Origin of the sequence: Shewanella ulleungensis, from assembly GCF_014648315.1 — a bacterium.
Classification (GTDB): Bacteria; Pseudomonadota; Gammaproteobacteria; order Enterobacterales; family Shewanellaceae; genus Shewanella; species Shewanella ulleungensis.
On sequence record NZ_BMQW01000001.1, the window covers coordinates 503,031 to 519,541 of the forward strand.

Genomic DNA, 16,511 nt, shown 5'->3' on the forward strand with positions numbered 1-16,511 from the left:
TATGGCTAGGAGTGTAAGTGATGGATATATCTTCAAAGAATGATCTTATTTTGGTTAACGGTCGTTTTCACACGATGGACAAAGACCACCCTCATGCCAGTGCAGTATTGATCCGTGATGGGAAATTTAATGATGTTGGCAGTAATGAAGATATCCTTCGTCACAGAACGTCAGACAGTCGTGTAATTGATCTCAATAAAAGTACTGTTATCCCTGGATTAAACGATTCTCACTTACACCTTATTCGTGGTGGTTTGAATTACAACCTAGAATTGCGTTGGGAAGGTGTACCATCAGTTGCTGATGCATTACGCATGCTGCGCACTCAAGCCGAGCGCACACCTCATCCACAATGGGTACGTGTAGTGGGTGGGTGGACTGAATTCCAGTTCGCTGAAAAGCGAATGCCAACAATTGAAGAAATTAATCATGCTGCACCAGATACTCCAGTATTTATTTTGCACCTTTACGATAGAGCGATTCTTAATCGTGCTGCATTGAAGGTTGTTGGCTATACCAAAGATACGCCGAATCCTCCTGGTGGAGAAATTCAGCGAGATAGTAATGGCAATCCTACGGGGATGTTGATTGCGCGACCTAACGCAATGATTTTATATTCGACATTAGCTAAAGGACCTAGTTTACCGCTTGAGTATCAAGTGAATTCAACTCGCCAATTTATGCGTGAATTAAACCGTTTGGGTGTAACTAGTGCCATTGATGCTGGCGGTGGGTTTCAAAATTACCCTGAAGATTACCAAGTGGTTGACCAGTTGGCGAAAGATGGCCAATTGACGATTCGTATTGCTTATAACTTATTCACTCAAAATAAAGGTGCTGAGTTAGAAGATTTTAAAAAATGGACCGATATGGTGTCACCAGGTGATGGTAGTGACTTTTATCGTCATAATGGTGCTGGTGAAATGTTGGTATTTTCAGCTGCAGACTTCGAAGATTTTGTTGAACCACGACCAGATCTTGCTCATGGAATGGAAGATGAGTTAGAAAAAGTGGTGCGTCATTTGGTGCAAAATCGTTGGCCATTTAGATTACACGCAACTTACGATGAATCGATAAGTCGTATGTTGGATGTGTTTGAAAAAGTGAATCGGGACACACCTTTTAATGGTCTTCGTTGGTTATTTGACCATGCAGAAACGATTTCTGTGAAAAATATGGAACGGGTTAAAGCACTTGATGGTGGGTTGGCAATTCAGCATCGTATGGCGTTCCAAGGTGAATATTTTGTTGAGCGTTATGGTGCAAAAGCAGCTGAACAAACACCTCCTGTTGCGAAGATGCTAGAGATGGGATTACCTGTCGGTGGTGGTACTGATGCGACTCGTGTAGCCAGTCATAACCCTTGGACTGCATTATATTGGTTGGTATCAGGTAAAACAGTTGGTGGTTTACAACTGTATCAAGACAATGCCCGTTTACCGCGTGATACTGCAATAGAATTATGGACCGCTGGTAGCTCTTGGTTTTCGGGTGAAGATCATAAAAAAGGTCGAATAAAAAAAGGTCAATTTGCTGATCTTGCCGTTATTAGTGCCGATTTCTTTAGTGTGCCAGAAGAAGAAATTAAGTCTATTGAATCAGTGATGACCATTGTTGATGGTAAAATTGTTTATGGCAGTGAAGGGTTTTCTTCATACAGCCCACCATCAATTCCAGTTGTACCAGAATGGTCTCCGGTGAAATTGGTTCCTGGCCATACAAGAGTACATCCTATGGCGATGCATCATGTATGTGGGGGGGCTTGTGGGGTCCATGGGCATAGTCATGATAATGCTCGTCAGTCTTCAATGCCTATATCAGATCATGGTGCATTTTGGGGCGTGTTAGGTTGCAGTTGTTTTGCATTCTAACAAAGGGGATTTAGCATGAAATTAACGCCTCCTTATTTTTTGCAGAGGCCTGATTTGGGCCTATTGTTTTTGCGCGTTTTTGGTTCTTTACTGGTGATCTATGTACATGGATTGCCTAAGATTTTGCATTGGGGAACTGAGTTGCAAGTTATTGATGACCCACTCCACTTAGGGCGTTCAATCACCTTGTTGTGTGCCATATTTGCAGAGGTTGTTTGCCCGATTGCCATTACTTTTGGCGTGTATACTCGTTTAGCGTGTTTACCCTTAATTTTTCTACTGTTGGTCTCTATGCTAGGCGTACATTCGGATTGGTCTATTGAGCAAGGACAATTTGGTTGGTTATTACTGGTCTTGTTTGGCACCATTGCGCTGTGTGGTCCAGGGCATTTTGCATTCAACACAAATCCCAAGAGAAGAATATGACGCCAAAAACAAAAATTTTACTTGAAAGTACAGGCTTAGGTTTTTTGGCCGGTTATGTCGATACGCTGGGATTTGTGGCACTATTTGGGTTATTTACCGCTCATGTTACTGGTAACTTTGTGTTAATTGGTGCCAGTCTCACGCGTGAATCTAACAGTGGCTTACTTATTAAATTTATGGCTTTTCCTGCCTTTGTTATTGGGATTGCCATTGTCCGTTTATTAGTGATGAAATGTAGTTCTCATTCCAATAAAACTCACGTGACCCAAATTGCAATTGCTATACAGATCTTTTTGCTTACTTCATTCATGGCTACAGGGGTCCATGCATCGCCTATTGGTAATGAACAAACACCATTCTTAATATTTTGTGGGATGCTGGGAGCTGCAGCTATGGGAGTTCACAGTGCGTATACTCGATTGTTGATGACACATTTACCGCCGACTTCAATGATGACGGGTAACGTGACTCAAATTGTATTAGACATATTAGAACTGCTCTTAGGCAAAGGCGATGTTAATACTCGTAAGCGTATTGGCAAGTTCTTTTGGCCTGTCGCGGCATTTGCTATTGGTGCCATGGGTGCGGCAATGGGTTATATCCAATTTGGTTTTTGGGCGTTATTGTTACCGATCTCGATTTTGTTTGGATTATTATTTATTGAGCAATCTGACACTGCTAGCACTCAAGAATAGTTTTCTTTATTAATAGAGATATTGCCAATGTCTGACTAGATTACTATTTTCATTATTATAAGTTTGAATAAAATATCTTGAACATCTGTTAAACGTGGCTTTGATTAAAGCAAATTAAAGATTTAATTTCATCATAAAATTAATCTTTTATAAGTTATTAGTCATATTGTTATGAATAGTTATCATCGTTTCATTTATATATTTTTCACTCTTTATTGATGTTATCGATATTAAATATCGTTTTTAATACTAATTTTAAGCATATTTTTGAAAAATCTGGAGGTATAAGTGGGCATAATTGGTCGACTGTTAGTTATCTGTGCTGCTTTACTATTTTTTAGTGGCTGTGCTAGCAACTCAACACCGGGTGACCCATTCGAATCTGCTAATCGAAAAAGCTGGGATTTTAATTACAAGATCATGGATAAGCATGTATTAAAACCCGCAGCAAAAGGTTATGAAAAAATCCCTCAGCCTGTTCGAAAAGGTGTGTCTAATCTGCTATCGAATTTAAGCGAGCCTCTTTACGCGGTAAATAACCTCCTGCAGTGGAAAGTCACCGACAGTGGCAGTAGTGTTTTACGTTTTGTGGTCAACTCAACAATTGGTCTAGTGGGTATTTTTGATCCTGCTACCGATATGGGGTTACTACAGAAACAAGAGACCTTTGCACAAACCTTTGGTGCTTGGGGGGTCGGTAATGGGCCTTTTGTTATGTGGCCTGTTTATGGTACCAGTACTGCGCGTAATACGGTGGGGGATTTTGTCGATGTTTTTGTCTATCCTTTGTCACTGCTTACGTTTGAACAACGATTAGGTAAATTTACGCTTGAAGGTTTAGATAGCCGGATTGAATTTCAGCAATATGAGCCCATGTTAAATGGTTCGTTAGATCCATATGGTTATGTAAAAGATGTCTATCTGCAAAGAGATGCATACTTGGTCAGTGACGGTAAAGTAAAGAAAACTGAAGCTGATACCTTTGATAAAGAGTTCGATAATGAACTACTCGATGATGAACTCTTAGATGACGAACTCATAGACGCTGAGCAGCTAGATGATCACACTCTAAACGATCAATCATTAGAGGCTAAACCATTAAGTGATAAAAAAGTGATACCCGAAAATAGACAATAAAACTGATATCAAGAGAACGGACTAGCCAATGTCAAACATCAAAACGTTTTCATCGTGTACAAGTGAATTAAAAAATATTCGCGGATTTGTGGTAGATGCATGCCGCGAGTTTCCTTTTAGCGAAGATAAAGTCAATGAAATCGTATTAGCGGTCGATGAAGCTTGTGCCAATGTTATTCGTCATGGTTATCACATGTCGAGCAAAGGCTGTTTAGAAGTAGAGATAAGCAGTGGTGATGATCATGCGCTATTTGTGATAAAAGATGTATGTTCGCAGATTACAGGCAAGCAATTAACACCTCCTGAAAACGATTTATGTGAGCCCGGTGGACTAGGCCTTTGCCTCATTTATCATGTGGCTGAAACGGTAAGGTTAATACCCCATAATGGCAAAGGTAATTGGCTAGAACTGATGATGAAATTTGGGTGACAAGACATGAATATTGAAATTGAAAAATATAATAATTACCAAGTGATTAAACTTTATGGCGAAGTTGATTTGAGTAACTCACGTAGCATTAAACTCGACATTATAAAATTAATCAAAAGTAAAAATAACATTATCGTCGATTTTACTCATCTGCAATATATCGACAGCTCTGGCATGGCGTCATTGGTAGAGGCGTTTAACGAAGCCAAAGAAAACGATACTGAATTTCATATTGTGGGAGCCAATGGTTCACCGCTTCAGGTACTGCAATTAACCCGTTTAAACACAGTGTTTAACCTAGCTGATTCAGTAGAAGTTGTGGGTAACAATGGTTAAACCTATCATTACTGTAGAGCATTTATTTGCCCAATATGGCGACACTCAAGTTCTTAAAGATGTCAATTTAGAGGTCAACACCGGAGAAATTCTGGTGGTGATGGGGGGTTCTGGCTCAGGTAAAAGTACCTTACTCAACCATATGCTTGGGCTTAAAACGCCAACGTCAGGCACCATCATGATTGATGATGTTAATATTTTTAATGCTAAAAATAAGCAATTACGCAACTTGCGTAAAAAAATGGGTGTGGCTTTCCAAGGTGGCGCGCTGCTAAGTTCGTTGAATGTGGCAGACAATGTCAGGCTACCCTTAGAGCATAATACGTCGTTGGATACCCAAACCATTGATATTATGGTGCGGATGAAGCTTGAAGTAATGAATATGGCTGACACGGGTCATCTCATGCCCTCTGAACTATCAGGCGGTATGCTAAAGCGAGCTGGTTTAGCTAGGGCCGTGATTATGGACCCTAAGCTACTGTTTTTTGATGAACCTTCGGCAGGGCTCGATCCTACTACCGCAGTTGAATTGGATGAGCTTATTTTAACCCTTAGAGATGCCATGAACATGACTATAGTCGTGGTGACTCATGAGCTTGAAAGCGTATTTAAAATTGCCGATAGAGTTGTGGTTTTATTTGGCGGTGAAGTGGTGGCTAACGGCACGGTTGATGATATTAAAAACTCACCAGATGAACGAATTCATAACATGATTAATCGTCAACCTAACACCCACAGAGATGATGGTGAGGTTTACTTTAATCGGTTATTAAATAAGGACAAAGATTAATGGCAACCTTATTTAATTCGATCAGTAAATTAGGTGCAGCGACTCGAAAAAATATTGATGGTTTAGGCTTAGCGACATTATTTTTATTACGAATTGTTAGCAGCTTATTCACTGGGCTGGTGTCATTTAAGCAAGTGATTAAGCAAATATATTTTATTGGTAATCGGTCTTTAATTGTCATTGTTGTGGCCGCATTATTTACCGGTATGGTAGTGGCTTTGCAGTTTTACGATACCTTAGTGCGATTCGGCTCGGTAGATTTATTGGGTTCGGCGGTTGCCTTGAGCCTGATTAAAGAATTAGGCCCGGTGATGACTGCATTAATGGTGATTGCGCGAGTAGGCTCTGCCACGTGTTCCGAAATTGGCATTATGCGTAACGAACAACAATTTGATGCGCTGGATTGCATGGCAATTAACAGTTATCGCTATGTCATGTTACCACGACTACTGGCTGCATTGATTTGTGTACCTATTTTAACGGCTTTGTTTGATTTGGTGGGGATTGGTGGTGGTTATATTGTTGGTATCCACATCCAAGGCGAAAGCCCTGGTGCATATATTCAAGGGATATTAGATACGATTAGCTTTAAAGATGTGCTGGTTGGTCAAATAAAGTCGATGGTATTTGGGTTGTTTATTATGTGGATACCTTTATATTACGGCTTTTATTTACACCTAAACCCAAAAAATATGGGCGCAGAAGGCGTCAGTAATTGCACCACTCAGGCAGTGGTAATGAGTGCAATTATAATGTTGTTTAGTGACTACATCGTTAGCTCATTAGCGCTATAACTAGAGGTAACAATGAAAAATAATTACGTCAATTTTCTCGTCGGCCTGTTTGTTTTATTCGGGATTGGAGCCTTGGTATTTATGTCTGTTACCATTGGTGGTGTATCGGTTACCAATAGTGGTAAATATACCTTAGTGGCTAAATTTGAAAATTCTTCAGGTTTAAAAGAAGGTGCTTTTGTTGAAATGTCTGGGGTACGCGTTGGATTAATTCAATCAATTACTTACGACCCTAAAGCGTATGAGTCTGTGGTTAAAGTGTCATTAGATAATACGATTACGGTACCTGATGACTCGGTCGCCTCTATTCGGACATCCGGCATTATCGGTGACAGATTTCTTAAAATCTCTAGCGGTGGTTCAGATATCAATATGGAAGATGGTGATGAGTTTATTGATACAGAATCATCTATCAGTATAGAAGAGTTAATTAGCAAGTATATGTTTAGTCAGGATAAATAATGAAATCGATAATTTTTTTACTCATGATATTAGTGATGCCGTCTTTAGCTTTAGCGGCACAAGAACCGACAGAACGCGTTAAATTGGGCGTGGCAGATATCATTGGTATTGCATCAGATAGCGCATTGTCAGTTGAACAGAAAAAACAATCACTCAGTGATGTGATTGAAAAGCATGTAGATATACAAGCCTCGGCACAACGCGTATTAGGTAAGTACTGGAGACAGGCTAGCGATACTGAAAAACGTCAATTTATGGTGTTATTAAAAGGGGTGTTAGTCGATACTTATATCGTATTGTTAGAACAATATGATAATCAAACGGTTGATTACACTAGCGAAACCATTAAGAAAAAGGTTTATGCATCGGTAGATACTGAAATTCATACCAAAGAAAATATCATTCCGGTTTCTTATCAGCTTTATCAACGAAATAATGAATGGAAAATTTACGATTTTGTTGCTGAAGGTTTATCGATGATTCGTACCTTTAGTAACGACTATAAAAGTACATTGAAAAAAAGCGGTGTCAGTGGTTTAAATGAAGCCTTAGCCACTAAATTAGCCCAAAAGTAAGTTTAATCTTGAGTATTGATAAAGCGCTAGATAACAGTATTATTGATGAAACTCTATGGTTTGAAACTAATTTGGTGGAAATTCTAGAGGGTTTTAAATTTTATCTTATTAAGAAAAACGGTCAAATTAGCTGTAATTCCCCATATTTGTCTGATTATCATAGTTGTGAACTTTATAGTCATTTTCAAAAATTGTCACAGCAAGATAACGCTGCTGATATCTTGGAGCTTAATGATGATGGTAATATTAGTTTGGGGCTGACCTTAGGTCATGAGTCGAATTTATTTGAGTGTATTATCTTATGCGATTTAGATCTTCAATTTGATTTACAACATATTACGACATTGTATTTTAAAATGTTGTACGAATTAAAATGTTTCCAGTTAAATGAAATCACTTCACAGCTTAATACTGCTAAAATTTGGATCCGTAATGAAATAGATGAAATATCGCGCTTACAACAACTTATGCTGCCAGACAAAGCTATCGACTTAAGTTCTGTGGTAATGGCTTATACATACAAAGCAATGATTGGGGCAGGTGGTGATTATTTAGACATTGTCGACCTAGGGAAAAATCGTCCAGGTATTAAAGGCGATGTCGGAATGATTATTGCCGATGTGTCAGGACATGGTCCCGCTGTCGCAGTAGAAACCGCCATGATAGATGCTATTTTACGCACCTTTGATGCTAAAGATTTAAGTCATACCTCTTCTGAAGTGCTTAAATATATCAATCAACATTTTTTTACCAAAAAAACTCGAGGTTGTTTTTTAACGGCAACAGTTTTTCGTTACAACTATACTGATAAAGAGCTTATTTACGCTAATGCTGGCCATCCCCATGCATATTTGAAAAAAGCCAACAGACTTGTTGCCCTTGATCAGGGGGGGATCCCTATTGGAGTGCTGCGCGAGCAAAATTGGAATACTTACAGAGTAAAAGTTGATGTTGGTGATATTTTGTTTGTGTACACCGATGTAGTTATCGAAACTCAAAATGCCCAAAAAGAGTTATATGGTTTTGAACGTCTCGAAAAGGCCATTATCGCGTCACCGGATCAACCCCAGGCTATGTTGGATCACCTTGAGCAGCAAATGAAGCTGTTTTGTGGCTATTCTGAGTTTCAGGATGATTTGACCATGTGTGCTATCCAGTTTATTTAATTATTTATGACTAACGAAATAACAAATCGATAATACTTATTCTAGCAATCAAAAGTATTACTTTCAGTTGACTACTCTGTTGGAGGCATGAAAACAGCAAAACTGATGGAAGAAGCTATCGTTTAAGAGCTTGAAAGAAATAAAAATCAACAATAACTATCTGATGATTCGATTAATGAAAATTCTATATACCTACCATTGCAACTAATTAAAAATGGATTATTTAATTAGTTGAAGAAGTTTACTTTTAATAAACTCAATTGCTTGTTCGCTTTGAAAAGAGTTATGGGTGCTAGGAACGATAATATCCTCCTTAGCTTGATCTATATGGGCACTGTTATAGTTAACGACGCCATCGCTGATGTTTGAGCAGTCACTATCTGACAAACAATGTAAATCATTTTCAGTGCCAATAATGGAATAAGCTTCACCAGCAATAGGCAATTCATTAAGTGCATTCATTAGTGGGTGTCCAGGCCTAAGCACTTGAATGCTATTCGGTCCTTCCATAAAAGGTTGCATCGCTTTAGTCATTTTTTCTAAGCCAATTTTCGAAGTAAAGTTTTGAAACAATCCTAGAAAAGATTGTGGCAAATTTACTAATGCTGAGCTGAAGTAGCCAATAGTCGAGGTCGCAACTTCAGAGCCTCGATGTGGTGTATCGAGAAAAAATACCGTGTTATGTTTAAATATCGGTTTAAAAATAAAAATATTTTCTAAGTCTCTATCAGGTTTTTCTTCAAACATTTCAGGCCTATCAATAAAGGCTGCATCCCATAATGCATATTCAGAGTCAGTGGTTAGTACATTTGTGACAATACCCCCCATACTATGGCCAATAAATACCGCATCATCGGTAAAATTAGGCTGGTTAATTGAGCTTAATAAGTCATCGATACTTTGCTTTAATTTCATAGAGGTAAAAAATGGCGGTGGACCGGATGGATAATATAAATGCCAGATTTGGAAGTGATTGCTAAGCTGCTGATCGTTTAACAACACCATGGTTAAATAGCGCCATATTATAGGATCAGAATTTAACCCGTGGATCATAATAATTGGAATTTTAGTTGTCGATATCGGTTCTACGGCGAACACGCCTCGACGAAATTCAGCTTTAGCGGCGTGTATTACGCCTATAACACTAAAGTTATCAATATCGGCTTTTTGAAGTAGCGATAAGTAAGCTGCTGCTGGAGAATACTTTTGCTGATATTGATTGTTACCTTTAGTTATATCTGTCGCACTACTGAGTTCTGCTGCATGCAGTTTCAAGACGTACTTACCGTTATGCACGGTAAGTGAGTCAAACTGAAAATTAACACTTCGGAAGATGCCTTCAGACGGATAAAACTTATCCTGACCTTTTTTAGTGTTGTCACGCTCTCTAATCGCAAGCACGCCCAATTCACCAAATTCAGTCACTTTTAATCGCGGTTCTAATATATTAAAGGCAGAGGTAAGCACCAATCTATGTTTCTGTTTAGCTAGGTTTAGACCATTGACTTTGACCACAAGGTTGTCGAGCGTACGCTGTTGTAGGACTAAATTGACAAGCTGTTGTAGGGAATGATTATAAAGTTCGACGGCTTGATTTTTCTCTTGTGTCGATAAATTATTTCTCGTTAATAATGTGTTGGCGCAACTGAGAGCGATAATACTATTGTTTATAAAAGCAAACTGCTGGCATTGCTTTGCTACGTCTGCATTATCAAGATTATTCCAAGTGGGGAGTGAAGACACATTAAGATCCATTGTGGTCACAGGTGTGTCAATGAGCTTAAAATAGTTATTGCTGGCACAGCCCTGTAAAAACAAAATTAACAGGAGTGATAAAAAATTCAGCTTGAGGTGATATCTGATTTCCACTCAATTTCTCTATTAAATTAGTATGTACCATAGTTATATCATTCATCATAAACAGCTGACTAAATGTTGCAACAAATTATTCTGCTAGTTAATGAAAACTATTAAAATAATGAAACTTTGAGAATAACTCAATATATTATCCGTGATTTGCCAAAGTACTAATAGGTATTAAGTTGTCAGTTAATAAGTTCAAATCTATAGTTTATCCGTGGAATAATTTGACAGAAAGTTGGCAGAAGATGAGGCAAGAGGAGTTGGAGGTTAGTTCCGATAAAAGGTGGTCATACTGTATAGTATGACCATCTTGATGTTTATGGTAACTCGAATACCAAGGCTTTAATAGGCTCATCACTTAATGATGAAAATGACAGTAATTTTTCGTCGCTTATTTTTAGGCCGTCACCACTCTTTATTTCAACACCATTTACCGCTAATTCTCCCGAGATTAAGTGTACATACTGCCTAGCGGATGTGCTTTTAAGCTCAGCATGTTTAGTGTCTTTTAAGATCAATTGATACAAGTTGGCATTTTGCTTAATTTGTAAAGTATCACCGACTCCATCGCGGCTGATCACATGGGTTAGACCTTCATCTTGCCCAAAGTTTTTCTGTTGATAGTTAGGCATTTGACCTTTTATGCTAGGCTCAATCCATATTTGTAAAAAAGATAATTTTCTATCTTTACTGTGGTTGTACTCACTATGAGTAATACCACTACCTGCCGACATTAGTTGAAACTCACCTACGGGTAGAGTCTTAATATTTCCCTGACTATCTTTATGAGCTAGATCGCCCTCAAGAACATAGCTGATAATTTCCATATCTCTATGACCGTGATTTCCAAAGCCCATTCCAGGTTCAACAGTATCATCGTTAATTACTCTTAAAGCTGAAAAACCCATGTGTTCAGGATCGTAATAATTAGCAAATGAAAAAGTATGAAAGCTTTTTAACCAGCCATGATTTGCGGCACCACGATCTGAAGCTTTGCGTATCGTTAACATAAATGTTTCTCCTCATAATTTATAAACAAATTATAAGTTCTTTATTTCGCATTAAAATTAGTATAATAAGCGTCTAACATTCTAAAAATAAGAATGGTCTTTGTTTTCCTTAAAATCCCGAATGTTAACCCCACATACGAATAAAATATCAGCTTTTGTCATTAAGAAAACGAAAGTTGTATGGCTGAATCTTCTTATCACACCTAAAGTTTTGAATATCGTATTAACTAATAAAACTAAAATTACCGTAATGCTTTATCGTACTAATTAAAATTTTATAGATTAACTAATAAGTTATTACTTTATTAAAATGAGAGTAGGGGCCTAGGTATGTTTCAGCTAATCATGTTTAATTGTAATAGGCTGATACAGCTTTCATAAGTCTTTAATGTCCGTGCTTAATGAAATTGAAAAGCGTGCTGAGAAGGTGTTGGTTTTTGCTGAAACAAAAGCCGTTCAAGGATATGTTTGTGCATTGGTGACTAGTTTATTTAGGGTTCACGTTGATATTATTAACGGTGATACAAAAGCTGTAGCAACTAAGACCGAAACTAAAACCCAGAAAGCGATTATTGATCGTTTTCAAACATTACCAGGCTTTGGTGTTATTGTAATGTCTCCTGTTGCTGCAGGTGTGGGGCTCACTGTTGTTAGGGCCAATAAAGTTGTCCATCTTGAACGACACTGGAATCCGGCAAAAGAAGCTCAGGCGACTGATAGAGTTTACCGGATAGGACAAACGAGGAATGTGAATGTTTATATTCCAATGGCGCTTCATCCCAACTTGCGTTCTTTTGATCAACATTTAAATGGCTTATTGGCAAACAAAGTTGATTTAAGTGATGCTGTTGTAGCAAATCCGAGTATTGAGCCAAATGAGCTTGCCCAGTTTTTCTGATATTCATTTTCATATAACAAGACTACTGGGTCAAATGTAAGGGATCTCGTGAGTGGGCTCATTAGCACATCTAATGTGAGATATAATTTAACTAACATTGTTTGTTGTTAATGTTCAAGCTTTAAGTTTACTAATGTTTAAGTCGTGCGAATAATTTAGGTTTTTTCATAATCTATTTTTGTAATACTTTTCTTCTGAATCTTCACATTATCGTGTCTGCGGTTCAATATGTTTAAAACCTATTTTTTAAACCAATGCACTACCAGAACTCTCATCGCAACCGGATGCAGAAAAACCATGTTACCTCACATTTCGGAGGGGGACACTGTACCGAAGAATCCCCTGATGATTTTTATAAAATCATCAATTTAAGTAAGCTGGATGCATATATGTCATATAATCAAATGGTTTCACAAAGAATCAACTGACACAATAGCACCAAACAATCAGCTGTAGTGCCATTTAAGCTAGTGGTCAGCTTAAGAATGTCAAAATTCATCTTGTGCCAACTTGTTTGGCACGAAATGGGCACAAAATGATAAAAACGCATTTTTTTGAGGTTAAAGTGACAAATTTTGATTGCGTGATTAACGCATCACTAAGCGGTTAACAGGGAGAGGGGGTATTTAAATATATTTGAAAAACTCAGGATTTAGGGGCAAAAAAGTTTCTTCAGGCACAGAGTTAAAGAATTGAAATTTAGTTAAGGTATTGTATTAAATACAAGAATGGTACACCCGAGTGGACTCGAACCACCGACCCCTACCATGTCAAGGTAGTGCTCTAACCAGCTGAGCTACGGGTGTATTGTTTGAAATTGACTGATTAAACTCTGTCAGAAGAGTGGTACACCCGAGTGGACTCGAACCACCGACCCCTACCATGTCAAGGTAGTGCTCTAACCAGCTGAGCTACGGGTGTATTGTTTACTTTTTAATAGAATCTCAATGTTTAGACTCTTTGAAAAGAGTGGTACACCCGAGTGGACTGCTTTTTACATCGAGAATACCAACCCTACCACAGCTTATCAAATGAGTAGGTAGTGCTACTCTTTTTTACCAGCTGAGCTACGGGTGTGTCGTTTAAAGAAAACATTAAAAGCGTTTTGCTTCAAAGCGGTCGCTATAGTAAGTGGGATAGCCTACCGCTTGCAAGTAAAAAAATCATTTTTATGACTAAATGGTGATTTGCTGTGCAACTTGATTCAAGGTTAAGCAATGAAACTGTTTAAACCTTAAAATATGCAACTCAAATTATCCAATTTGTTTAAACTCAAATCCTTTCTTCTGGATGTACTTTAAGCGTATTGCAAATAATATTGCTGCAACGGTTAACCCAGCTATTAAGCCAATCCAAAATCCGTGTGCTCCAATGGGGTCAATAATTAAATTGGTGTAGCCTAAAACGTATCCAGTAGTCATACCAATAAACCAATATGAAAACAGCGTAATGTAAAATGCACTGCGGGTGTCTTTATATCCGCGTAATGCACCTGCAGCAACAACCTGGACTGAATCTGATATTTGATAAAAAGCCGCTAACATCATTAAGCTGCCTGCCAATGCAACTACTTCTGGGTTGTCGTTATACAGAAGAGCAATTTCATGTCTAAAGGTAACAGTTAATAGTGCCGTACAAACTGCTAATACCAAAGAGAGGCCTAATCCTACTCTCGCAACTAACGCTGCTATTTCTGGTTGATTGCGGCCAAGGTAATAACCAATACGGATAGAAACCGCAATACCAATAGATAATGGCAACATAAATACAATTGATGAAAAGTTTAGGGCAATTTGATGGCTAGCAACAACATTTGCCCCTAAAGGCGCAAGAAAGAGAGCAATAACGGCAAATAGACTGACTTCAAAAAACAAGGCCATTGCGATTGGCATACCTAATTTTGTCATTGACCACATGCTGGCTAAATGCGGACGGTAAAACTGCTTAAAGGGTTCAAGCTCTTTAAAAGTCTTATCGACTAACATGTAAATTATCATCGCGACTAACATTGCCCAAAACACTAATGCCGTTGCTACGCCACATCCCGCGCCGCCCATTGCTGGTATACCGAAGCCACCATAGATAAAAATATAGTTTGCTGGAATGTTCACAGCTAAGCCAATAAATCCAATTACCATTGTAGGCATCGTATAAGAGATACCTTCACTACAACCGCGTAAGACTTGATATAATACAAAAGCAGGAGCGCCCCATAAAATTGCATCGATGTAACCTACGGTTAATATTTTTAATTGTGGTTCTAAATTCATCAAATCAAGTAAATAGGTTGAAGACGCCAGAAAGAACATCACGCCAATCCCACCAATTATGGCAATATATCCAGCCTGAAATATTAATGATGGGATCACTTGTTGATTATTAGCACCATGGTGTTGGGAAAACACTGGTGTGAAGGACATTAATAAACCTTGAACAAATAAAATTGCAGGCAGCCATAAACTGGTGCCTACAGCCACCGCAGCCATATCGACAGCACTGACGCGTCCAGCCATCACTGTGTCGATAAATCCCATCATGGTTTGTGTGACTTGGGCAATAAGTACCGGAAGCGCTAATTTTATTAAGCGCTGAATTTGAAAACCTGTATTATTCATTAAAAAGCCTATTACGGAACGAGAAAATATGTTTACTGGTATAGTTCAAGCCACTTGCGAAGTGGTATCAATACAAAAATCCGCTGGGCTTAAAACCTTTGAAGTCCTTATGACACCTGAGTTAATACAGGGATTAGTGACTGGCGCAAGTGTTGCTAATAACGGGGTTTGCCTAACGGTAACCAAGATCCTAAATGATAAGGTGTTTTTTGATGTAATGGAAGAAACATTAGCCCTGACTAACTTAGGTAATATCAGTGTCGGGGATAAAGTTAATATTGAACGTTCGTTGAAGTTTGGCACTGAAATTGGTGGCCATATTTTGTCTGGCCATGTACATACTCAAGCCGTTGTTTGTGGTGTTAGTGATACTGCGGAACATTATAATATTGAACTTCATGTAGATTCGAAATGGATGAACTATATTTTTTATAAAGGTTTCGTAGGTATTAATGGGTGTAGCTTAACGGTTGGTAAAGTGAGTGATAGTGGTTTTATGTTACATCTGATACCCGAAACTTTGAAATTGACTAATCTCAGCCAATATCAGCCTGGCGATAAGATCAATATCGAAATTGACAGTCAAACACAGGTGATTGTTGATACTGTCGAGCGGATACTTGCTAAAAAGCAACTGCTCAACAGTTGATTAATCGCTAATGCCTTTTAAAAAGTGTAAATGCGACGCTGTTATTGTTTATATAATAGCGTTACATCTCTTTAGCAAAACACAAAGGCTAATGCTTAATATATTTGTTCATCATCTGAATCTACATGAAGCTCAATCATACGTCGGTTATCATCTAAATGCATACGGATATGAATAGGGTTACAGCAGATACGGCAATCATCGTAATACTCTTGATCTCCAGCACTTGCATCAATTGTGACATGTTGATGATGACCGCAATGCGGGCAACAAATTGCGCGTGATAATAATCTCATTGTAAAACCTCCCACAAATGTTGTTATAAACAGTATAGTGGGCTTGAGGTATTATGATTCATTCATTTGGTTGATTTTTGTTCTGATGAAAAATATCGATGTAATTCGATTTTTATTTATTATTTATATATTAAACTATTTTTAATCAACGCTTTAGGTTGTGAGTAAATATCACTCAAAATCTGAATGTGTAATGTTGACTAAATTGATATTAATAGCATGGCGTCTAATTTGTTGTAACGGTTTAAAAATATTTTCATCGGTCATCATGTCAAGAGTTCTATAATCTATTCAGTTACCAAATTAATTTGTTTAAAAGCATAAATATTGTCGCAATTGAGCCTCGTAAGGTTGCGTCGTAAACGGCTTATCACATAGAATAACGTGCTACGTTTCTGGGTAACTAAGACTCCTGTACTGTCTTGATTTCATTAGCGTGTCTCTCGTTCCAAAAGAACATACTTAATTACCATGTGGCCCTACGTGTGGGTCACCACT

Annotated in this window: 17 protein-coding genes and 3 tRNA genes; 13 read left to right on the forward strand and 7 right to left on the reverse strand. The window is 38.1% G+C overall.

The window, feature by feature from the left end:
- Positions 1-20 precede the first annotated feature (20 nt).
- The 11 genes from IEY40_RS02085 (at position 21) to IEY40_RS02135 (ending at position 8,682) form a co-directional block, all read left to right on the forward strand.
- On the forward strand, positions 21-1,871 hold the full coding sequence (locus IEY40_RS02085) for an amidohydrolase (protein WP_188952863.1): 1,851 nt from the start codon (positions 21-23) through the stop codon (positions 1,869-1,871).
- A gap of 15 nt (positions 1,872-1,886) precedes the next feature.
- Positions 1,887-2,297, forward strand: a complete 411-nt coding sequence (locus tag IEY40_RS02090; RefSeq protein WP_188952864.1) for a DoxX family protein — start codon at positions 1,887-1,889, stop codon at positions 2,295-2,297.
- Positions 2,294-2,992, forward strand: coding sequence for a YoaK family protein (locus IEY40_RS02095; protein ID WP_188952866.1), 699 nt, complete (start codon positions 2,294-2,296; stop codon positions 2,990-2,992). Before IEY40_RS02090 ends, IEY40_RS02095 begins: the two co-directional genes overlap by 4 nt.
- Positions 2,993-3,280: 288 nt before the next feature.
- Positions 3,281-4,129: an MlaA family lipoprotein gene (locus tag IEY40_RS02100; RefSeq protein WP_188952868.1), complete on the forward strand. Its 849-nt coding sequence runs from the start codon at positions 3,281-3,283 to the stop codon at positions 4,127-4,129.
- Between the two features lie 28 nt (positions 4,130-4,157).
- On the forward strand, positions 4,158-4,559 hold the full coding sequence (locus IEY40_RS02105) for an ATP-binding protein (RefSeq protein ID WP_188952870.1): 402 nt from the start codon (positions 4,158-4,160) through the stop codon (positions 4,557-4,559).
- Positions 4,560-4,565: 6 nt separating this feature from the next.
- Positions 4,566-4,895, forward strand: coding sequence for an STAS domain-containing protein (locus IEY40_RS02110; RefSeq protein WP_137224857.1), 330 nt, complete (start codon positions 4,566-4,568; stop codon positions 4,893-4,895).
- The gene (locus IEY40_RS02115) at positions 4,888-5,685 is read left to right on the forward strand and encodes an ABC transporter ATP-binding protein (RefSeq protein WP_188952873.1); all 798 of its coding nucleotides are present in this window, start codon (positions 4,888-4,890) and stop codon (positions 5,683-5,685) included. Before IEY40_RS02110 ends, IEY40_RS02115 begins: the two co-directional genes overlap by 8 nt.
- Entirely contained in the window at positions 5,685-6,479 is a 795-nt protein-coding gene (locus IEY40_RS02120; protein WP_188952875.1) for an MlaE family ABC transporter permease, read from the forward strand. Before IEY40_RS02115 ends, IEY40_RS02120 begins: the two co-directional genes overlap by 1 nt.
- 12 nt (positions 6,480-6,491) lie before the next feature.
- Entirely contained in the window at positions 6,492-6,941 is a 450-nt protein-coding gene (gene mlaD, locus IEY40_RS02125; protein ID WP_188952877.1) for an outer membrane lipid asymmetry maintenance protein MlaD, read from the forward strand.
- Entirely contained in the window at positions 6,941-7,516 is a 576-nt protein-coding gene (locus IEY40_RS02130) for an MlaC/ttg2D family ABC transporter substrate-binding protein (protein WP_188952879.1), read from the forward strand. Before mlaD ends, IEY40_RS02130 begins: the two co-directional genes overlap by 1 nt.
- Before the next feature lie 8 nt (positions 7,517-7,524).
- Positions 7,525-8,682, forward strand: coding sequence for a PP2C family protein-serine/threonine phosphatase (locus IEY40_RS02135; protein WP_188952880.1), 1,158 nt, complete (start codon positions 7,525-7,527; stop codon positions 8,680-8,682).
- A 219-nt stretch (positions 8,683-8,901) separates the two neighbouring features.
- Here IEY40_RS02135 and IEY40_RS02140 read toward each other — a convergent pair whose 3' ends face one another.
- The gene (locus tag IEY40_RS02140; RefSeq protein ID WP_188952882.1) at positions 8,902-10,425 is read right to left on the reverse strand and encodes an esterase/lipase family protein; all 1,524 of its coding nucleotides are present in this window, start codon (positions 10,423-10,425) and stop codon (positions 8,902-8,904) included.
- 437 nt (positions 10,426-10,862) lie between these two features.
- Positions 10,863-11,555 carry a pirin family protein gene (locus tag IEY40_RS02145; protein WP_188952884.1) on the reverse strand — a complete coding sequence of 231 codons (693 nt, stop codon included), beginning with the start codon at positions 11,553-11,555 and terminating at the stop codon, positions 10,863-10,865.
- Positions 11,556-11,943: 388 nt separating this feature from the next.
- On the opposite strand from IEY40_RS02145, the gene IEY40_RS02150 reads away from it, so the two are divergent.
- On the forward strand, positions 11,944-12,453 hold the full coding sequence (locus tag IEY40_RS02150; protein WP_229776982.1) for a helicase-related protein: 510 nt from the start codon (positions 11,944-11,946) through the stop codon (positions 12,451-12,453).
- A gap of 729 nt (positions 12,454-13,182) precedes the next feature.
- On the opposite strand, the gene IEY40_RS02155 is transcribed toward IEY40_RS02150, so the two are convergent.
- The 4 genes from IEY40_RS02155 to IEY40_RS02170 all read right to left on the reverse strand — a co-directional run bounded on the left by IEY40_RS02155 (position 13,183) and on the right by IEY40_RS02170 (position 15,068).
- Positions 13,183-13,259, reverse strand: a tRNA-Val gene (locus IEY40_RS02155).
- A 38-nt stretch (positions 13,260-13,297) separates the two neighbouring features.
- Positions 13,298-13,374: transfer RNA gene (locus IEY40_RS02160), tRNA-Val, on the reverse strand.
- A gap of 49 nt (positions 13,375-13,423) precedes the next feature.
- A tRNA-OTHER gene (locus IEY40_RS02165) sits at positions 13,424-13,530 on the reverse strand.
- 176 nt (positions 13,531-13,706) lie between these two features.
- Complete coding sequence (locus IEY40_RS02170) at positions 13,707-15,068, reverse strand: MATE family efflux transporter (RefSeq protein WP_188952886.1); 1,362 nt, start codon at positions 15,066-15,068, stop codon at positions 13,707-13,709.
- A gap of 28 nt (positions 15,069-15,096) precedes the next feature.
- Between IEY40_RS02170 and IEY40_RS02175 the strand changes: the two genes are divergently transcribed.
- Complete coding sequence (locus tag IEY40_RS02175; protein ID WP_188952888.1) at positions 15,097-15,717, forward strand: riboflavin synthase subunit alpha; 621 nt, start codon at positions 15,097-15,099, stop codon at positions 15,715-15,717.
- Positions 15,718-15,812: 95 nt separating this feature from the next.
- On the opposite strand, the gene IEY40_RS02180 is transcribed toward IEY40_RS02175, so the two are convergent.
- On the reverse strand, positions 15,813-16,013 hold the full coding sequence (locus IEY40_RS02180) for a CPXCG motif-containing cysteine-rich protein (RefSeq protein WP_188952890.1): 201 nt from the start codon (positions 16,011-16,013) through the stop codon (positions 15,813-15,815).
- Between the last annotated feature and the right edge of the window lie 498 nt (positions 16,014-16,511).